General features: G+C 50.4%; 16 protein-coding genes and 1 pseudogene. 12 read left to right on the forward strand and 5 right to left on the reverse strand.

The genetic code is table 11. The features are described from left to right. Positions 1-6: 6 nt before the first annotated feature. The 5 genes from ABMV07_RS06085 to ABMV07_RS06105 all read left to right on the forward strand — a co-directional run bounded on the left by ABMV07_RS06085 (position 7) and on the right by ABMV07_RS06105 (position 5,937). Positions 7-1,071: an ABC transporter substrate-binding protein gene (locus ABMV07_RS06085; protein WP_374064971.1), complete on the forward strand. Its 1,065-nt coding sequence runs from the start codon at positions 7-9 to the stop codon at positions 1,069-1,071. 107 nt (positions 1,072-1,178) lie between these two features. Next, the gene (locus ABMV07_RS06090; RefSeq protein ID WP_088268199.1) at positions 1,179-1,922 is read left to right on the forward strand and encodes a hypothetical protein; all 744 of its coding nucleotides are present in this window, start codon (positions 1,179-1,181) and stop codon (positions 1,920-1,922) included. 171 nt (positions 1,923-2,093) lie between these two features. Further along, positions 2,094-3,122, forward strand: coding sequence for a 6-phosphofructokinase (locus tag ABMV07_RS06095; RefSeq protein ID WP_088268197.1), 1,029 nt, complete (start codon positions 2,094-2,096; stop codon positions 3,120-3,122). A gap of 107 nt (positions 3,123-3,229) precedes the next feature. Continuing rightward, the gene (gene gatB, locus ABMV07_RS06100) at positions 3,230-4,735 is read left to right on the forward strand and encodes an Asp-tRNA(Asn)/Glu-tRNA(Gln) amidotransferase subunit GatB (RefSeq protein WP_088268195.1); all 1,506 of its coding nucleotides are present in this window, start codon (positions 3,230-3,232) and stop codon (positions 4,733-4,735) included. A gap of 104 nt (positions 4,736-4,839) precedes the next feature. Then, complete coding sequence (locus ABMV07_RS06105) at positions 4,840-5,937, forward strand: aldo/keto reductase (protein ID WP_197690317.1); 1,098 nt, start codon at positions 4,840-4,842, stop codon at positions 5,935-5,937. A 27-nt stretch (positions 5,938-5,964) separates the two neighbouring features. Here the strand turns inward: ABMV07_RS06105 and ABMV07_RS06110 are convergent, their stop codons facing one another. Then, on the reverse strand, positions 5,965-6,651 hold the full coding sequence (locus ABMV07_RS06110; RefSeq protein ID WP_088268191.1) for a LysE/ArgO family amino acid transporter: 687 nt from the start codon (positions 6,649-6,651) through the stop codon (positions 5,965-5,967). A gap of 70 nt (positions 6,652-6,721) precedes the next feature. Between ABMV07_RS06110 and ABMV07_RS06115 the strand changes: the two genes are divergently transcribed. Further along, positions 6,722-7,603, forward strand: coding sequence for a LysR family transcriptional regulator ArgP (locus tag ABMV07_RS06115; RefSeq protein WP_088268189.1), 882 nt, complete (start codon positions 6,722-6,724; stop codon positions 7,601-7,603). 10 nt (positions 7,604-7,613) lie between these two features. Here the strand turns inward: ABMV07_RS06115 and ABMV07_RS06120 are convergent, their stop codons facing one another. Further along, the gene (locus ABMV07_RS06120; RefSeq protein ID WP_197690316.1) at positions 7,614-8,696 is read right to left on the reverse strand and encodes a glutathione S-transferase family protein; all 1,083 of its coding nucleotides are present in this window, start codon (positions 8,694-8,696) and stop codon (positions 7,614-7,616) included. A 138-nt stretch (positions 8,697-8,834) separates the two neighbouring features. On the opposite strand from ABMV07_RS06120, the gene ABMV07_RS06125 reads away from it, so the two are divergent. Both ABMV07_RS06125 and ABMV07_RS06130 read left to right on the forward strand, forming a co-directional pair. Continuing rightward, on the forward strand, positions 8,835-9,521 hold the full coding sequence (locus ABMV07_RS06125) for an HNH endonuclease family protein (RefSeq protein WP_088268185.1): 687 nt from the start codon (positions 8,835-8,837) through the stop codon (positions 9,519-9,521). A 79-nt stretch (positions 9,522-9,600) separates the two neighbouring features. Further along, the gene (locus ABMV07_RS06130; protein WP_196981427.1) at positions 9,601-10,716 is read left to right on the forward strand and encodes a DoxX family protein; all 1,116 of its coding nucleotides are present in this window, start codon (positions 9,601-9,603) and stop codon (positions 10,714-10,716) included. A 79-nt stretch (positions 10,717-10,795) separates the two neighbouring features. Here the strand turns inward: ABMV07_RS06130 and ABMV07_RS06135 are convergent. The 3 genes and pseudogenes from ABMV07_RS06135 to ABMV07_RS06145 form a co-directional block, all read right to left on the reverse strand. Continuing rightward, a pseudogene (locus ABMV07_RS06135) lies at positions 10,796-12,093 on the reverse strand (IS3 family transposase). 138 nt (positions 12,094-12,231) lie between these two features. Then, the gene (gene ilvD, locus ABMV07_RS06140) at positions 12,232-14,073 is read right to left on the reverse strand and encodes a dihydroxy-acid dehydratase (RefSeq protein ID WP_197690218.1); all 1,842 of its coding nucleotides are present in this window, start codon (positions 14,071-14,073) and stop codon (positions 12,232-12,234) included. A gap of 287 nt (positions 14,074-14,360) precedes the next feature. Continuing rightward, complete coding sequence (locus ABMV07_RS06145; RefSeq protein WP_088267439.1) at positions 14,361-14,846, reverse strand: PH domain-containing protein; 486 nt, start codon at positions 14,844-14,846, stop codon at positions 14,361-14,363. A 386-nt stretch (positions 14,847-15,232) separates the two neighbouring features. Here ABMV07_RS06145 and ABMV07_RS06150 point away from each other — a divergent pair, with 386 nt between their 5' ends. From ABMV07_RS06150 to ABMV07_RS06165, 4 genes are all read left to right on the forward strand, one after another. Next, positions 15,233-17,191, forward strand: coding sequence for an acetolactate synthase large subunit (locus ABMV07_RS06150; protein WP_088267438.1), 1,959 nt, complete (start codon positions 15,233-15,235; stop codon positions 17,189-17,191). 15 nt (positions 17,192-17,206) lie between these two features. Continuing rightward, positions 17,207-17,731: an acetolactate synthase small subunit gene (gene ilvN, locus ABMV07_RS06155; RefSeq protein WP_088267437.1), complete on the forward strand. Its 525-nt coding sequence runs from the start codon at positions 17,207-17,209 to the stop codon at positions 17,729-17,731. 118 nt (positions 17,732-17,849) lie between these two features. Then, entirely contained in the window at positions 17,850-18,863 is a 1,014-nt protein-coding gene (ilvC, locus tag ABMV07_RS06160; RefSeq protein ID WP_197689412.1) for a ketol-acid reductoisomerase, read from the forward strand. A gap of 121 nt (positions 18,864-18,984) precedes the next feature. After that, positions 18,985-19,926: a cation diffusion facilitator family transporter gene (locus tag ABMV07_RS06165; protein ID WP_196981468.1), complete on the forward strand. Its 942-nt coding sequence runs from the start codon at positions 18,985-18,987 to the stop codon at positions 19,924-19,926. The last annotated feature ends 15 nt before the right edge of the window (positions 19,927-19,941 follow it).

Here is a 19,941-nt window from a genome sequence, read left to right on the forward strand (position 1 = left end):
GTTCTCATGAAATCTAAACTTTTTCCTCTTCTTGTCCCTATGCTCGGTGCATCCATCGTTTTCGCTGGTTGTAGTAACGCCGATACCTCTAAGCAGGCTGAGTCCAAAGATGGCGTGACCATCACCAACTGTGGCAAGGAAGTTACCTACACCAAGGCAGACAACCTGTTTGTCAACGATGGCAACATCATTTCCATTGCTCTTGCTGTCGGTGCAGCAGGTAACGTGAAGTATGTCAGCTCTATTCAGCGCGATAAGGAGCTATTGCACGCTAAGTATGGCAAAGACATCGATAAAGCTGAAGACGTTGCTAAAGAGTATCCGTCATTGGAATCTATCGTTGCCAAACATCCTGATATTTTCGTCGCCGGTTGGAACTATGGCTTCTCTGAAGAAAAGAATCTCACGCCTGATGCGCTGAAAGACCAAGGTATCGATTCCTATATTTTGAGTGAATCGTGCCGCCAAGAAGGCTCGGAGAAACGCGGCTTGTACGATCCTTGGGAAGCCGTCAAGATGGATATTTCGAACATCGGCAAGATCACCAGCCATGCAGATACCGCAGACTCAGTGGTCAAAGATATCGATTCTCGTCTAGAAACCTTGAAGAAGGCTCCACAAGCCGATAAAGCACCAACTGCATTTGTGTTTGATTCTGGTACCGATACAGTATTTACCTCGGGTAAGTTTGGCGCTCCGCAGGCAATTATCGAGGCAGCTGGAGGCCGCAATGGTGCTGAAGACGTAGCAGATACTTGGACCACTGTGAGCTGGGAAAACCTTGCTGCATCGAAGCCTGATGTCTTTGTTTTTGTTGATTACCCAGGCCAAGAGTTTGAAGAGAAAATCGCGGCATTGCGCAATAATCCAGCGACTAAGAACCTGCCAGCTGTCAACGAAAACCGCTTTATCAACTTGCCATATGCCATGTGGACTTCCGGCCCACTCAACATTGATGCTGCAGAGCAGATACGCAAGGGCTTTGAAAAGTTTGGCCTCGTTCCAAGCTCTGAAATCAAGCCTTCTTTGGAACTTCCGGCGTCTGTACCAGGCCAAAACTACTACAAGTAGACAATAAGGTGTGCTTACGGCTGGGGGATCGTAGGCACACCTTCACTATAGATATAATGAAAGTCGTTTAATACGAACTACTTTCATTATCCTAGCGGGAGGTCAAGATGACCAGCCAGAGTCATAAGTTTCTTGAATATGAAAGTGCTCTAAAACGAGCTTATGCTTGGCGCACTTTTCTTTTTGCTTTACTTTATGGCTGCGGTCTTATCGCGGTAGCGCTAGGATATCCCCTTGTAGTATTCCTTGTGTGGATTGCGATTTTTATTCCGTTCTTGATTAAAGCATCGTGGGGGATACGCCTTGGGCGGCAAGTAGTTGATGATGCACCTGCTAGGTGGCGCAAATGCGACAAAATCTTCTTGGGCATAACGATTTTAATGCCGAGTGTAATGAACATTGTTCGCGATCTGAGCCGCGCAGGGGCTGTGGTTTTAGCTGTTATTGTGACGGTGCTGTTTTATTTTCTGGCACAGTCGTGGTACGGAGGTTTCAAAGATACAGCTGAATTGGTATGTGGTGATTCTGATGATTGCATTGAACTCACGGATGATCAGCTGAGCTATCTAGCAGTGTTGTGGTTTGCTCGCTGCGCGGTAGGGTTTCAGGAAATGAAACTGACACGTTTAGCCAAAGAAACTCGGCTATCGCATGAAGTTGTTCAGAAAATCACTCAGATTTTTATTTCTCATGGTATTGTTTCCGTTTTTGAAGAATATGGGTCTTCTGGGCGGAAAGACGTTGCGTGGGTGCAACTTACCGAGCGCGGTTGTTCTCTTGTTAGGAACTATGAAAAAACAGGCTCTGTAATTCTTAAAAGGATTGCATGCTCTAAATCTGACGGTGTGTGATAGATTACGATGACGGAAAATTCTAAAACCTTTGGTGAATGAGAATGTGGTGTGGGTGGATGCCCTCATGTGTGGGATATTTACTGTGATTCCCGCCAAAATTCATTCCGATCGGGCGTAATCCCACACATTCTTCAACAATGATTCTCGAGAAGCGCTACACTGAGAATCATGCGAATTGCGACTCTTACATCCGGCGGCGATTGCCCCGGCCTCAACGCTGTGATCCGCGGCATTGTCCGCACATGTTCTGAGTACGGCTCGACCGTCGTTGGATACCAAGACGGCTGGGTTGGGCTCATGGAAGACAAGCGCATTCAACTATATGACGATGAAAACATCGATCGTATCCTGTTGCGTGGCGGAACCATTTTGGGTACCGGCCGCCTTCACCCTGACAAGTTTAAGTCTGGTCTTGACCAGATTAAGGCAAACCTTGAGGATGCAGGTATTGATGTACTGATTCCTATCGGTGGCGAAGGTACTCTCAAGGGTGCCAAATGGCTATCTGATAATGGTATTCCTGTAGTTGGTGTGCCTAAGACGATCGACAACGACGTTAACGGTACTGACTACACTTTTGGCTTTGATACCGCAGTCTCTGTAGCTACCGATGCTATCGACCGACTGCACACCACAGCTGAGTCTCACAACCGTGTGATGATCGTTGAGGTTATGGGTCGTCATGTTGGCTGGATTGCGCTGCACGCCGGCATGGCAGGCGGTGCGCATTACACAGTCATTCCTGAGCAGCCATTTGATATTGCAGAGATCTGCAAGGCAATGGAACGTCGCTTCCAGATGGGTGAAAAGTACGGCATTATTGTCGTGGCGGAAGGTGCATTGCCTAAGGAAGGCACGATGGATTTTGCCGAGGGTGGCGTCGACCAATTTGGTCACCAAACGTTTAATGGCATTGGTCAAGTAATTGGTGAGGAAATCAAGAAGCGCCTCGGTCATGACGTTCGTACCACGGTGTTGGGCCATATCCAGCGTGGTGGCACTCCTACTTCTTATGACCGTGTTTTAGCTACCCGTTACGGTGTTCATGCCGCACGTGCTTGCCACAACGGTGATTACGGCAAGATGGTTGCGTTGCACGGTGAGCATATCGATCTGATTCCGCTCGAGGACGCGGTAGATACGCTAAAGACTGTCCCTGAAGGACGTTACCGCACAGCACGCGCCCTGTTTGGCTAAAAATTGGGGGAGAATCCACTTTCGAAGAGCTTTCTTCGGAAGTGGCTTTCTTCGTTATAGACCCCCGAATCTACGATTTTTAAGAGAAGGCATTAGACTATTTCACCATGACTGCTGCGATGTATGACCTGATGGATTATGACGAGGTCCTAGAGAAGTTCGATCCGGTAATGGGTCTTGAGGTTCACGTTGAGTTAGCAACCGAAACCAAGATGTTTTCGGCACCGTCTGCACATTTCGGCGCTGAACCAAATTCCAACGTAGACCCAGTATCGTTGGGCTTGCCTGGCGCATTGCCCGTCGTTAATGCTAAAGGCGTTGAATGGGCTATCAAGATCGGTCTGGCTCTCAACTGCAAGATTGCTGAGTCTTCTCGGTTTGCCCGAAAGAATTACTTCTACCCAGATCAGCCAAAGAACTACCAGATTTCGCAGTACGATGAGCCGATTGCTTATGACGGCTACCTTGACGTAGTGCTTGACGACGGAACCCCGTGGCGCGTTGAGATCGAACGCGCCCACATGGAAGAAGACACCGGTAAGCTCACCCACTTGGGTGGTGCCGACGGCCGTATCCACGGTGCGACAGCTTCGCTCGTCGACTGTAACCGCGCAGGTATCCCGCTTATCGAGATCGTGACCAAACCTATCGAAGGTGCTGGCGAGCGTGCGCCTGAAGTTGCTCGCGCATACGTTGGAGCTCTTCGTGATTTGGTTAAGGCCTTGGGGGTTTCCGATGCTCGCATGGATCAAGGCTCCATGCGTTGCGACGCAAACGTTTCTCTGCGTCCAGTAGGAACTGTTGAGTTCGGTACCCGCACCGAAACTAAAAACATTAACTCTTTGAAGTCGGTGGAGCAGGCTGTTCGTTATGAGATGCAGCGTCAGGCTCAGATCCTAGAAGATGGCGGCGAGATCGTCCAAGAAACTCGTCACTATCAGGAAACCGATGGGTCGACTTCTAAGGGACGTCCAAAGGAAACGGCAGAGGATTATCGCTACTTTAATGATCCTGATCTGCCACCAGTGATTGCTCCTAAGGAATGGGTAGAGGAGATCCGTGCCACCCTTCCAGAGCTTCCGTGGATCCGTCGTGCTCGTATTCAAAAAGAGTGGGGGCTTAAAGACGAAGAAATGCGTGACTTGGTCAACGCAGGTGCCTTGGATCTGATCGTTGAGACAGTCGAAGCTGGTGCATCTGCATCTGAGGCACGCTCGTGGTGGGTTGCTTACCTTTCACAAAAAGCAAACGAGTCTGGAGTAGAACTTGATGCCTTGTCAATCACTCCGCAGCAGGTAGCTCGTGTTGCTGCACTGGTGAAAGAAGGAAAGCTGACCAATAAGCTGGCGCGTCAGGCTGTAGACGGAGTTCTTGCAGGTGAGGGTGACGTCGATGAGGTCGTTGCTGCTCGTGGCCTCGAAGTGGTTCGTGATGATGGAGCTATTGAAAAGGCAGTGGATGAAGCCTTGGCCGCTAATCCCGATATTGTTGAGAAATACAAGGCTGGAAACACCAAGGTCACCGGTGCAATTGTTGGTGCAGTGATGAAGGCTACGCGTGGCAAGGCTGACCCTGCTCAGGTAAATAAACTGATTGCAGAGAAACTCGCATAACCTCAGCAATCAGAGTTCCCCTTTGATCGTGCTTATTCGCGCGTTTGAAGGGGGATATTTTTATCTCTTGCCACGGTGAGAAGTTGCGCGCACAATAGGGGAGTATGACTTACTCACGGCAAGCAGCGCAGGTATATACTCCTGCGGCTCAACGGTACGAGGATATGGAATACCGGCAGTGTGGTCACTCGGGCCTTCGACTGCCAGCAATTAGCCTAGGTTTCTGGCATAACTTTGGTGACGATAAGCCGCTAGCTAATCAGCGCGCCATTGTTCGCCGCGCGTTCGACCGAGGCATTACACATTTTGATCTCGCAAATAACTACGGGCCTCCAGAAGGCTCGGCAGAGATCAATTTTGAAAGAATCTTCCGAGAAGATTTGGCCCGCTACCGGGATGAAATCGTTATTTCTACCAAGGCGGGGTGGAACATGGGGGCAGGTCCATACAGTTTTGGCGGTAGCCGCAAGTACTTGATGGATTCACTGGATTCTTCACTTGATCGCCTAGGGCTTGATCACGTAGATATTTTCTATCATCATCGTCCAGATCCAGATACGCCTTTGGAAGAAACTGCATATGCTTTGCGAGACATTGTGGCATCCGGCAAGGCTCGTTACATAGGAATTTCTTCTTATGGCCCCGAGTTGACGGCGGAAATTTCAGAAATTTTGGCTGGGGAAGGCTGTCCGCTGCTGATTCATCAGCCTAGTTACTCCATCTTGAACCGTTGGGTAGAAGAACCAGGTGAAGATGGAGAAAATCTTTTGGAATCTGCAGCCGCTAATGGCTTAGGGGTTATTGCCTTTTCGCCACTTGCTCAGGGCCTTTTAACTGATCGCTATCTTGATGGTGTTCCGGCGGATTCGCGGGCTGCTGCGGGGAAATCCTTGGACAAAGAGATGCTCAACGTTAAAAACCTAGAGATGGTGCGCGCGTTGAATGATCTAGCGCTTCGACGCGGCCAAACATTGGCACAGCTGGCTATTGCGTGGGTGCTGCGAGAACAAGGCGATTATGGGTCCACAACGGTAACCAGTGCGTTGATCGGGGCGTCGTCAGTAGCACAGCTGGAGCAAAATCTGGGAGCTCTTAATAATCTTGAGTTCAGTGTTGAAGAACGCAACTATATTGACACTGTTGCTAAGGATGCCGGAATTAATATTTGGGCGGACGCGACTGCATCGAAGGTTCACGATTAAAGACGTGGTGCCTAAACGGCAATGAGCCTAGTGCATGATGAGACGCGCGCACATGATCATCATGATGATTCCGATAGCTACGTTGATATATCGCCACACAGCTGGCCTAGAAAGCACGGTGGAAAAGCGTGTGGAGGTATATCCGATAAACGGAAACCACGTCAGGCTCGCGCATAGTGCGCCGAGGGCGAAGACCCAGCGACCGTCGGGGCCATGTTGGTTGGCGATTCCTCCCAACATGACGAGAACGTCTATGTAGGCGGCTGGATTAAGCCATGTGAAAGCCAACGCTGCTAGCACTGGTTTAACCCATGTGCGCTGCGTCGACTTGGGCTGAGCTTTTGTGCGTGTTTTAGTGATCACTCCGGATGATGCACTAGAGGTGGGTTCGTAGGCCACTGGTTCGCTTTGCTCGACAGTGAGTGCTTGGCCGTGACGTTTAAATGCTTCTTTGAAACAAGTGAATCCAAAATAGAGCAGGTATGCTACACCGAGCCATTTCAGCACTACTAGTGCAATGGGAGCACGATCGACTAATGCGCCGACTCCGGCAGTGCCCCCAAAAATGAGGATCACATCGGAGAGTATGCATACGACTAGGATTGGGATCAGACCTTCGCGTTTAATACCTTGACGAATAATCAAGGCATTTTGTGGCCCAATGGCCACGATCAAGGACAGACCCATGAGGAATCCAGCGAAAGCAATACTCATACTAAGCAATATGCTCCTCTGAAATGCTGAAGTAAAATAACGGACTTTCAGGTTGGGTTAGAATTGCTTCATGAATCCGCTTCATTTAGACACTTTGCTCGCAATTATCGACGAAGGCAGCTTCGAAGATGCGGCATTTGCATTAGGAATCTCGCCCTCGGCTGTAAGCCAGCGGATTAAGGCGCTGGAACGCGAAACTGGTCGAGTCGTGGTTCGTCGTACGTCGCCAGTAACTGCAACGGATGCAGGCGAAGTCCTCGTTCAGTCAGCGCGACGGATGGCGCTGTTGCAAGCCGAAACTAATGCTCAGTTGCGGGGCAGAATTGAGCGGATTCCGCTTTCTGTGGCGGTAAATGCAGACTCTTTGGCTACGTGGTTTCGTCGGGTAATGGCGGGGGTGGCCGACATGGATAATGCCACCTTGCACATGCGTATTGAGGACGAGTCGCATTCGTTGTCGCTGCTGCGTCGCGGAGATGTCCTTGGTGCCGTTACAGGCGAAAAGGCACCTGTACCTGGCTGTGACTCAATAGTGTTAGGGGCCTTTCGATATTTTGCGGTGGCAAGCCCGAAGCTGTTGGATCGCTACACTGTAGACGGTGCCGTTGATTGGGAGCGCATGCCTGTTTTAAGGTTCGGGCCGAGAGATGGGCTTCAGGACCGTGATATTAAGCGTCGTCTAGGAGAGGTGCCAGCTGGACGACGAGTTAATGAGATTCCTTCATCGGAGGCATTCATGGAGGCGGCTCGAGTAGGATTGGGCTGGGCAATGCTTCCAGACATTCAAGCGTTGCCACTTTTGGATTCTGGTGAGTTAGTGATGCTCGACAGCCAAGTACATGAAGTGCCGTTGTATTGGCAGCGTTGGCGTTTGGAATCTCCAGCTTTGGAGCGACTGACACAAGCAGTAGTGGATGCTGCTCATGAGGGATTGCATCCACTATCTGCTTAGTCGCCTATCATTATTGACCGTCGATTTTATTCTTTAGGCGTTCTTCGTATGCGATAGGTCCGGGAAGGCTTACACCTTCTGCGAAGGGGCTGCCGTCCAGTTTTTCACGGCCATGAGCGCTAAAGAAGCTTTCCAATTGTGGACCTTTGGGAACAATCTGAGTGGGGTTCACATCTTGGTGTGTGATGTAGTAGTGCTGTTTGATTTCCGTGAAATCGGTGGTGTCTCCAAAACCAGGTGTTTGGAATAGGTCGCGCAGGTATCCCCACAGGTTGGTCATTTCAGTGATCTTGTTTCGGTTGCACTTGAAATGGCCGTGGTAGACAGCATCGAATCGTACCAAGGTGCTGTAGAGGTAAATATCAGCGATCGTGATGTGTTCACCGACTAGATAACGTTGTCGTGATAAACGATCTTCTAGCCAATCGAGAGCGGTAAACAATCGATCGTAGGCTTTGTCGTAGGCTTCTTGGGAGCCAGCGAAACCACATCGGTACACTCCATTGTTGACCTCGGTGAATACCCGTTTAGTTACAGCATCAATGTCTTCGCGTAGGGTCTCTGGATATAGATCAGGTGCGTCGGGGCGTTCATATTTGCTCCATTGATCATTGAAATCAGGAACGATGCTGGGGTAGTCGTTAGTAACAACTTTTCCAGTGGCTACGTCCACTATGGCTGGAACCGTGATGCCACGTGGATAGTCAGGGTAACGCTTAAGGTAGGCGTCGCGAAGCCTGGGAATTTCTAAAACTGGGTCGACTTCGTTTGGATCTAGGTCGAAGGTCCATGAGCTCCAATCATGGGTTGGCCCGACAATGCCTAGCGAGATGACATCTTCAAGGCCTTTGAGTCGTCGAGTGATTACGGTGCGGTGCGCCCATGGGCAGGCTCGAGCGGCTACTAGGCGGTAACGCCCGGGGTCTGCAGGCCAGAGGGTGCGGCCGTCTTCTAATGGGGTAGGGGTAGAGACACTATCGACGATTCGGTCGTCGATGTATTGGGTATCGCGGATGAATTCGCCGCCATTTTCTTTGGATGTGTACTTCTCATATTGTGTAGACATGTCAACAAATATAGTGATTGTTGACATGTAAGTAAAGTATGTTGAAAGACGGATGCAATTGATAGCATATGAAACACTATGGCAAAAAGAAATAGGAGGGCGCGTTCACGACGCCGAGCTGTTATAAGGAAAACAAGTCGTCTACTTACGGGATTTGCAGTGATCATGGCCTCTGCAGTCGTGATCCAAGGGTCATGGTTTGGGCTTGAACCGCAGCGATGGGAAGACGGTATTCGCGACGTTTTGAGCCCTGCAGCAACCGCCGAAGTGGATGCATCACGCGCTGACGTTGCAGCGCTCAATGCTCTAACCATCGACGATTCCTTTGGCAATAAGCCCGCATACAGCAGGACTCATTTTGGCCACAACTGGGCCGATAATGTCTCGGTGGCTGGCGGCCACAATGGTTGCGATACCCGAAATGACATTCTTCAGCGTGACCTCACCAACATCGTATTTCGGCCGGGGACACGTAACTGTGTCGTATCAACCGGAAATCTACACGACCCCTACTCGGGTGTTGACGTGGCATTTACCCGCGGGCCTAAGACGTCGACCATGGTGGAAATTGATCATGTGGTAGCACTTGGCAACGCTTGGTATGCCGGTGCATGGCAGTGGGATGACGAAACTCGCCGTAACTTTGCCAACGATCCCATCAATCTTCAAGCAACCACACATGCGGAAAACCAAGCGAAAAAGGCAAAAACTGCTGATCGCTGGATGCCTAGTGATCCGCAATACCACTGCACGTACGCACAACGGCAAACAACCATCAAATCTACCTACGGGTTAACTGTTACCAGCCGTGAAAAAGATGCTCTTATGAAGGCATTGGCAACCTGCTCCTAAGGTACGGTTATCAGTTTGTAATAGGTGGCGCGCCGAGGAAATACTACGTCAACTCGGTAAAACCCCTACGCTGGTCTACATGGCCGACAACAATATCCCCGATCGCGCGAGCGACTTTGACGATGACATCCCCACCTATAACGGTGCGGGAAGCAAAGGTGCAGAGGCTTCATCTGCGCCAAATTCAGCACATCAGGGCGCACCTAAAAAGCTAGGCAGTGGGCTTTCGGCGGCCGAAATTTATGCTCGTGCCGGGCGTGCTGCACCGCAAACTATTAGCCCGCAACGGCCAGCGGCCAAAGTGGTAGCCAACAGTGAAAACGAAAATAAAAAAGACACTGAAGTAGTGGCCCCAGATACGCAGCCAGAAGATAGTCACAAAACGACTATCATTGAGCGCCCAGTTGTAGCACCACAACCAGTGCTTAACGACGATCCTCATAGCGAGCCACTAGCTTCGGATGCGCCGACTACGGTTTATCCCGTTGCCCAGCCGCAACCAGCTGAGCCAGAACCAGCGCCTGTGGCGGATTATCATGACGAAGATTTCGCTCCGGCGCCTGCAACGCCAGCAGCTCCTCCAACTGCTTTTGCTGAACCTGTGCCGGCGCCAGTAGCTGCGCCAGCTGCAGCGCCAACGGTTATGTCTTCATCTCAACCAGTGCTCAATGTAGAACCGCATCGACGTGGAACTATCGACTTTGGCATTTTGGTTTTGCGCCTATTTTTTGGCGCGTGGCTCATCCTTAAATCAGTGACGGTATTTTTTGCCATGGGTTCCCATGGCGGAATCAACGCACTCCAAGAACAATTTGGTGCCTACCCTTATGCCAGCACCTTAGCGGTAGCTATTCCAGCACTCGAGCTGGCAGCAGGTGTTTTCTTGGTATTCGGATTGCTTACTCCGGTAGCGTCCGCACTAGCTATCATTGCTACTTCTTTCATGGCACTTCACGGTATTACCCAAGCCGGCGGACTTGATATTTTTGATCATGAAAGCTCAGTGTGGTTTGCCGTATTCCTCCTGATTATTGCGGTTGTTTTGCAATTTACAGGGCCAGGCAAATACTCCTTTGACATTTCTCGCACGTGGGCGATTCGGCCACTTGCTTCCTCGTGGGTATTTGTAGTCGTAGCAGTCGCAGCTGCAGGTGCGCTGTGGTGGTTTGGTGCAGCAGTTAACCCATTCGCATAGTTTTATCGCAACAAGATAGTTAAAGGCCCTGGTCCCCTCTGGAATTGAACTAGCCCCCGAAAGTTGGACTGGTTTAATTCTAGGTGGTTAGTGGTTCAAGGGTCTGGTTCCGGTAGTGCATCGGGGTCAGGCCCTTGAGCCGTTTCTGAATGCGTTCGTGGTTATACCAGTGTATGTAGTCATCCAGGGCCTGCCTGAAGTGCTCGAGACTGTCGAATGATTCACCGTGGTACGTCTCTGATTTGAGGTGTCCGAAGAAGTTTTCCATTACAGCATTGTCGTAGCAGTTGCCTTTCCTGGACATCGATTGGATGCCGTCGACACTTGTGATGAGGTCACGCCAGCTGGAATGCTGGTACTGGATCCTTTGATCTGTGTGTACCAGTAAGCCGCTTCCGGGAGATTGGCTTGTGATGGCATCTTTCAATGACTTTGACGTAAACGCTGTATTTGGCGAGGTAGACACACTATACGACACGGTTGAGCGGTCATAGAGATCCATGATTGGTGACAGGTAAACCTTGGTACCGGCAATGCGAAACTTCGTGACATCACTCGTCTACACTGTGTTTGGTTTATCGGGCGTGAAGTATCGATCTAGCATATTCTCCGCGATGTGACTGACAGTGCCTTTGTACGAGTTGTACTTCTTTTTTGCTCTGACCTTGGCTTTAAGGCCTAGCTTGTCCATGAGCTTGTAGACCAGCTTATGGTTGATATTCCACCCCGTCCTGGCGAAGTTGAGTATGAATCCTCCGGTAGCCGTAACGATGGTTCGTCTGTGTGAAGACCTCGACGATCGCTTCCTTGAGATCGATATGTTTATCCGGCACGTTCAGGCGTTGTTGGTGATAGAAAAATGTTGATCGGGCAAGACCTGCCGTGTCTAACAAATCTTCTAGGCGATGGTCAGATTTGAGGATGACGATCGCTTCGACTTTTAGCTTCGTCGCTGGCTCCTTAAGTCCCCGCATTTTTTAAGTACGCGTTTTCTGCCCGTAGTTTCTCCACCTCACGGTGCAGCCGGTCTTCCTTAGTCAATGGCTTCGAACGGGCACTGCCTTTAGGTCTGTCCTTCGGTTTCGGCCGAAGTGCCTCATCACCACCTGTACGCTAGGCACGCACCCAATGGGAGACAAGTTGCTGCGAAGACGGCTCGAATTCTCAAGGCAAGATCTATCTTGGACTGGCCAGTGTTGAAACGATCAACGATCTGTTTTTTAACTTCGAAGGAATGGTGCTGTTTCGTTGGGTTTTTCACAAGACACAGCCTGCTATGAAGTTTGAATCGGCGTAGAAGTTTTCGCGCCGCATATTTGCTAACGCTCAACTGACGAGACGCTGCGCTGTAGCCTATTCCATGTTCAAACAAGTCAACGAGCTGCTCCCGCTGCTGCTGGCTTAGAGAACTTCGTGCTCTCAAAGAACTGTTCCCCACTAGTCGGAAACTGATTTCTCAGTTCAACTAATGGGGAGCAGTTCAAATTAGAGCGGACTAGGGCCTTTAACTCGGGGTTAGTCTAATTGACGTACGGCGCCTTTGTCTGCGGATGTTGCCATGGATGCGTATGCGCGCAATGCCTTGGATACAGGTCGATTGCGGTTGGTAGGGATCCATGGTTTTTCACGTTCCAACATAGCTGCACGACGCTGTTCGATCACGGTATCGTCAACATCTAGATTGAGGCTGCGGTTCCTGATATCGATGGTGATTGTATCGCCGTTTTCCACCAGTCCAATGAGGCCGCCATGTGCAGCTTCTGGAGAGATATGGCCAATGGAAAGTCCAGAAGTACCACCAGAGAATCGGCCATCGGTGATCAGCGCACAAGCTTTTCCTAAACCTGCGCCCTTTAAGAAGGACGTGGGGTGGAGCATCTCTTGCATACCTGGACCACCGGCTGGTCCTTCATATCGAATCACCACAACGTCACCTGGTTGGACCTGTTTGTCCAAGATGATCGACACGGCCTCTTCTTGGCTTTCTACGACGCGTGCCGGGCCGGAAAAAGTCCAGATCGATTCGTCAACGCCGGCAGCTTTAACCACTGCTCCGTCTGGTGCTAGATTGCCGCGTAGGATGACCAATCCGCCGTCGGCCGAGTACGCATGTTCGACGTCGTGAATACAACCATTTGCTTGGTCGGTGTCAAGAGAGTCCCAACGATTTGATTGAGAAAATGGTTCAGTAGTACGGATGCCTCCCGGCGCTGCGTGGAAGAGTTCGATGGCCTTGTCTGTCGCCTTTCCACTGCGGATATCCCAATCATCAAGCCACGAATCCACGTCCTTGTACAGCACGGTGTGTACATCTTTTTCTAGAAGATTGCGTCGGCGTAATTCTCCCAAGATTGCAGGTATTCCTCCTGCACGATGGACATCTTCGATGTGGTAGTTGCCGTTGGGTGCAACTTTAGAAAGGCATGGGATTCGGTGGGAAAGGGTGTCGATGTCGGAGAGATCAAAGTCAATCTCTCCTTCTTGAGCGGCCGCTAGGGTGTGCAGCACTGTGTTTGTGGATCCGCCCATCGCCATATCGAGAGCCATCGCGTTGATGAAGGCCTTTTTTGTTGCAATGTTTCGCGGTAGGACGGATTCGTCTTCTTCTCCGTAGTAGCGCTGGCATAGGTCTACGATTAGCTTTCCGGCTGTTTCAAAAAGCTCCCGACGTGCAGTGTGCGTTGCTAGGGTTGTGCCATTTCCTGGCAATGAGAGTCCTAGAGCTTCAGTCAAGCAGTTCATGGAGTTGGCGGTAAACATTCCTGAGCAAGAGCCGCAGGTTGGGCAGGCAGACTGTTCGATGGATAACAATTGATCATCGTTCACGCTGTCTTTGGCTGAAGCGGTGATTGCGGTGATCAGGTCCGTGGGGGCGTGGGCTATGCCATCTGCCACGACTGCTTTGCCGGCTTCCATCGGTCCACCAGAGACGAATACAGCTGGGATGTTTAATCGCAAGGCAGCATTGAGCATGCCTGGCGTGATTTTGTCGCAGTTTGAGATGCAGACCATGGCGTCCGCTGTGTGTGCATTCACCATGTATTCAACGGAGTCTGCGATGATTTCGCGAGAAGGAAGTGAATAGAGCATTCCGCCGTGTCCCATAGCGATGCCATCGTCAACTGCAATGGTGTTGAATTCCTTGGGAACGCCTCCTGCGGCGCGAACCGCCTCGGAAACAATGTCTCCTACGTTTTTAAGGTGCACGTGACCAGGAACGAATTGGGTGTAGGAGTTCACAATAGCCACAATGGGCTTACCAAACTCATTGTCTTTGGTGCCAGTAGCTCGCCATAGGGCGCGGGCTCCAGCGGCGTTGCGGCCAACAGTGGTTACTCGTGAACGAAGTGGAAACATGATTTCTCGATCCTGTGAAACAGATTCATAGCAGTGCGAAACTTCGACGGAAAGAGCAGATGGGTGGTGAGACTCTTCGTTGAAGATAATGGCGAAGCGTAGGGTGACATGCTTCTGCTTTAGGAGGATACCGCCAAGTAGCAACGGGGGCACCCCCATCCAGCGAGTAAATCTTACTGCATGGGAAATCTTGTCCCATAATCATGTATTTTTTGTGGGGATTAAGAAAAGCATGGCCGCCATTCCACCAATGGGAAGACGGCCATGCTAGCGGTTAAAGCGAGGGGTTATTTACTCTCTGCTTGGCGCTGTTCGTATTGCTCTTTCGTGAGCATTTCTTGATATCCATCGCGGTGAACGATCACAATTTTTTCATCTGCTGCCATTTTTCCTTGTGTCAGTGCATCGGGAATTCGGCCACGGGATGCGGTTTCAAGTTGTGGGAGAGAATTAAAAGATACAGCGGGGAGAGAAAAAGACTTGCCATCATTGGTGTGCAGAATTGTCTTTGACCCTTTAAAGCTCACTCCCTGAATTTCTTCCCATCGAGCTGATTTGGGTGCAGTGGCGAGGTAGCGGGCTTCGATTCCTGATTCAGACACGGTGGTGGAAGATCGAAGTACCCACAGGATGAAAATGAGGGGGATGATCGGTAGCCAAAATAAAAGAGCTGGGCGTGCGCCGATCACGAGTAACATGATGGCAAGCATGACTCCGGCTGCTAGGAGATGGGTTCGTTCGGGGCGAAACACTACGGTCGTGTCTGAATTCATAATCTGTAATCCTAATGCATGTGCTCTGGGAGAGGATCGGTAGACGTGACCTGCACCATATGGGGGTAAATCGGTCAAACTCTATCAAATCTCAAAAAGGCTGGTGTATCGTCTCGTGTTATGAACATTATTCGACTTGTAGTGATTACCACTCGGCGCTTGCCGTAGCGGCTACAAGTCGTTTCCAAAAAGCGCCCTCGACAGCACCACACATGCTGAGCGGGGGCTTTCCTTATATCGGGCCACCATGCTTGATGGATAGCTTGACGGAAATGGCAATAGTGTTCACAGGTCATGAGGACTTGGCTGTAGAAAGTAAAACTTGGCTTTCGTACGGCAGGAGTACTAATTCGACCATTGGATAACATCCCGTCGCGGGAGGCCACATGTTGCAGCATGTCAGTCCCCGCAATCACTACAAGGAGCTTGATGTCGTGGCAGCCTCCACTCAGCCCAATCAGCCCACACCAGCGACGTTAGCCCGACGTGCGCAGGTATTAAAACCGGAACGAATGACCGGTGCAGACGCAATTGTGCGGTCATTGGAAGAACTCGGAATCGACATGGTCTTTGGTCTTCCCGGTGGCGCTGTTTTGCCTCTTTATGACTCGTTGTATGCATCGACCAAATTGCGTCACGTTCTTGTACGTCATGAACAAGGTGCAGGGCATGCAGCAACAGGATATGCGCAAGCTACTGGAAAAGTAGGTGTGTGCATTGCAACGTCGGGCCCAGGTGCAACAAATCTCGTAACGCCTATCGCGGATGCGCACTTGGATTCGGTGCCTCTTGTTGCTATCACAGGTCAGGTCGGTCGTTCCCTTTTGGGATCGGACGCTTTCCAGGAAGCTGATATTCGCGGTATTACCATGCCTGTGACCAAACATAATTTTATGGTCACTGATGTGAATATGATTCCGCAGGCGATCGCGGAGGCTTTCTATCTGGCGGCTTCCGGTCGGCCGGGTCCAGTGCTTGTCGACGTGCCCAAGGATGTTCAGCAAGCTGAGATTGACTTCCACTGGCCTCCAACTATTGATTTGCCAGGTTATCGTCCGGTGACTACTCCGCATAGTCGACCTGTTGGGCAAGCTGCCAAGATGATTTCGCAAGCGCGTAGGCCTGTTCTTTATGTCGGTGGTGGCGTTATTAAAGCGAACGCATCTCAAGAACTTCAAGCATTTGCTGAACACACTGGAATTCCAGTTGTTACTACTTTGATGGCACTGGGTTCATTCCCTGGCTCGCATGAACTCAATATGGGAATGCCTGGAATGCACGGAACCGTTCCAGCGGTGGGAGCTTTGCAAAAGAGCGATCTTCTCATCACTATCGGTGCGCGTTTCGACGACCGTGTCACGGGTGCGCTGGCGTCATTTGCTCCTAGCGCAAAAGTTATTCACGCTGATATCGATCCTGCGGAAATCGGCAAGATCAGAGCGGTCGATGTTCCTATTGTTGGTGACGCTCAAGAAGTTTTGACCGCGTTGCTTAATGTCTACAAAGACCTGGGACTGCCACAGCCCCGACATGAGCGTTGGCTGCGATACCTCAATGGTTTGAAGAGCAATTATCCGCGTGGGTGGGAAAAGTCTGACGACGGCATGATTGAGCCGCAGGCGGTTATTAGGGCGCTTGCTAAGACGGTTGGTACTGATGCGATTTATGCTGCAGGTGTTGGACAGCATCAAATGTGGTCTGCACAGTTCCTTGACTTTGAAAAGCCGCGTACGTGGCTCAACTCTGGTGGCTTGGGCACGATGGGTTATTCAGTTCCCGCAGCCCTAGGTGCTAAGGCTGGTTGCCCAGACAAAGAAGTTTGGGCAATTGATGGCGATGGTTGTTTCCAAATGACTAATCAAGAGCTTGCAACGGCAGCTGTGGAGGGCATGCCGATCAAAGTTGCTCTGATTAATAATGGAAATTTGGGCATGGTTCGACAGTGGCAGACTCTGTTCTATGACGGAAACTATTCGAACACCAAGCTTCGTGATCAGGGACAGTACATGCCAGATTTCGTCATGTTGGCGGAATCCTTAGGTTGTGCAGCTTTCCGTGTGACGGAGGAGGCTGACATTGTGCCAACGATCGAAAAGGCGCGAGCGATTAACAACCGCCCCGTGGTGATCGATTTTATTGTTGGTGAAGATGCGCAAGTGTGGCCAATGGTTGCAGCAGGACATTCCAATTCTGACATTGAATATGCTCACGGCTTACGTCCGCTTTTCGACGGAGAAAGTTCTGCTGCTGAGACTCCAGAGGATATTGATGATGTCATTGATGAGGCGACACTTCTCGCACTTGAGGCGCAGAAACGCCACTTGGAACCTAAAGAAAATATCTAGAAAAGGAGCACTGTGATGCAACAGCAAGAAACGTCTCGGCACATCCTCAGTGTTCTGGTTCAGGATGTTGATGGCATTATCTCTCGTGTATCTGCAATGTTTACGCGACGTAGTTTTAGTCTGGTTTCGTTCGTGTCTGGCAAGACTGAAATGCATGGAATCAACAGAATCACCATTGTTGTGGATGCAAGTACGCAAGATATTGAGCAGATCACCAAGCAGCTCAATAAGTTGATACCAGTGTTGAAAGTGGTGCGCCTTGATGGGGATGTTACTGTAGCGCGTGCATTGATGCTGGTGAAAGTGTCAGCTGATGCGTCTAATCGTCCCCAGGTTGTTGATGCTGCCAAAATCTTCCGTGCGCATGTTGTCGACGTCGCCCCAGATTCGGTGGTTATTGAGGCAACCGGCAATAAAGGTAAGTTGCGCGCATTGCTTGACGTCTTGGAGCCTTTTGGGATCAGGGAATTGATCTCTTCTGGTCAGATCGCACTGAACCGAGGATCAAAGACTATGGCACCGCAAAGTTCACGTTCCTAGGGCACTCAAAATTCTAAAAATTCATAAACATCCCATTTAATGAGATAAAAACGCAAAAATATCTCAATATGTGATATAAAGGGCAGGAGCCCACAACATACGAAAGGAATCCATCCTTATGGCTATCGAACTTCTATATGATGCTGATGCAGATCTGTCGATCATCCAAGGGCGCAAAGTCGCTGTGATTGGTTATGGTTCCCAAGGGCATGCTCATGCCCAGTGCCTGCGCGATTCTGGTGTTGAGGTTGTTATCGGCTTGCGCGACGGCTCTAAGTCTGCGGAAAAGGCGCAGGAGGCAGGTTTTGAGGTTAAGTCAAATGTGGATGCCGCTGCGTGGGCAGACGTCATCATGTTGCTCGCTCCAGATACTTCGCAGGCAGAGATCTTTGCGCGTGACATTGAGCCAAATTTGAAGGATGGCGATGCGCTGCTGTTCGGGCATGGTCTGAACATCCACTTCGAGCTGATCAAGCCTGCTACCAATATTACTGTTGGCATGGTTGCTCCCAAGGGACCAGGCCATTTGGTTCGTCGTCAATTCGTTGACGGCAAGGGTGTGCCATGTCTGATTGCCGTCGCTCAGGATCCAAAGGGTGAGGGCAAGGATCTTGCATTGTCATATGCTGCTGCTATTGGTGGTGCACGCGCGGGTGTTATTCCTACAACCTTCCGTGAGGAAACCGAAACTGACTTGTTTGGTGAGCAGGTTGTCCTTTGTGGTGGTCTTGAGCACCTCATGATGAAGGGCTTTGAGGTTTTGACTGAAGCCGGCTATGCACCTGAGATGGCATACTTTGAGGTTCTTCATGAAATGAAGCTCATTGTTGACCTCATCTGGGAGGGTGGCATTGAGAACATGAACTACTCGATCTCGGAGACTGCCGAGTTGGGTGGTTATGTTGCTGGTCCTCGCATTATCACTCCTGAGGTCAAGGAGAATATGAAGGCTGTGTTGGCTGATATTCAGTCGGGCAAGTTTGTCCGTGACATGGTTGCTGATGTTGAAGCTGGTCAGCCTGAGCTCAAGCGTTACCGTGAAGAGATCGCCGCGCATCCAATCGAAGCTACGGGATCGAAACTGCGTGATCTGATGAGCTGGGTAAAGAACCCGCTCGATGGGACTGTCTAGTTTTGGATTTCAGTGGTTAAGGGCCTCGCTTCAGTTGTGAACTGGGGTGAGGCCCTTACACTATGTCGGGCTTGCGGGGTAGGGGGCATCACTACACTTATTTTTCAATAAAGTGCCATAAATGAAAATATGGGCTATGCTACACCGTATGAGCAACCATCACCATGACCACCATGATCATCACCACGGAGCACCGTCGAGTAGCCGTCCTTTGTTGTTGGTTGCCGTCCTTACATTCGCCTTCTTCCTTGTTGAGCTCGTCGGTGGTGCACTGGCCAAGTCTTTGGCTTTGATGTCTGATGCCCTGCATATGCTGTCAGACTCCACGGGGCTTATCATCGCACTTATCGCGGTTATGATTGGACGGAGAAAGGCTACGTCGCAGGCAACCTATGGATATAAACGCATTGAAGTTTTAGCAGCCTTGGTCAATGCTTTATCCGTTACCTTTATTACTGGGTGGATTGTTCTCGAGGCTATCCGTAGGCTTTCATCGCATACAGTGGTCGATACGGGAACCACAATGGTTATTGCCATTATCGGACTCGTATTCAACATAGTGGGGGCCGTGGTCCTTCATGAACACAGCCATGAAGGGGTTAACGTCAAAGGCGCTTACCTCCATATTTTGGTGGACTTGGGCGGTTCTATTGCCGTTATTATCTCCTCGTTGCTGATTATGGCTACGGACTGGATGTGGTGCGATACGGCTGTGTCGGTCTTGCTCGCAGTAATAATTTTGCCGCGTTCCTTGTCCTTAGTTCGTTCTACGCTGGGTATTTTGATGGAACGAGTACCCAAGACTGTCGATGTTGCGACGATTCAATCACGGATTGCGCAAATTGACGGAGTCGGCGGCGTTCACGACGTTCATGTGTGGTCAATTGATGGACAACAAGACATAGCAACGGTCCACGTTGTGATCGACGAGGGCGTCAACGTTAAAGATTGCACGACTCTAGATTGGATACAAAAAGTCTTTCACGATGCAGGCATTGACCATGTCACAGTGCAGCTGGAACATGATACGCACATGAGTCATGAGTTACCTTGCCAACATTAGTGTGAGGGGAACCAA

The organism is Corynebacterium belfantii (genome assembly GCF_041898185.1).
Lineage (GTDB): Bacteria > Actinomycetota > Actinomycetes > Mycobacteriales > Mycobacteriaceae > Corynebacterium > Corynebacterium belfantii.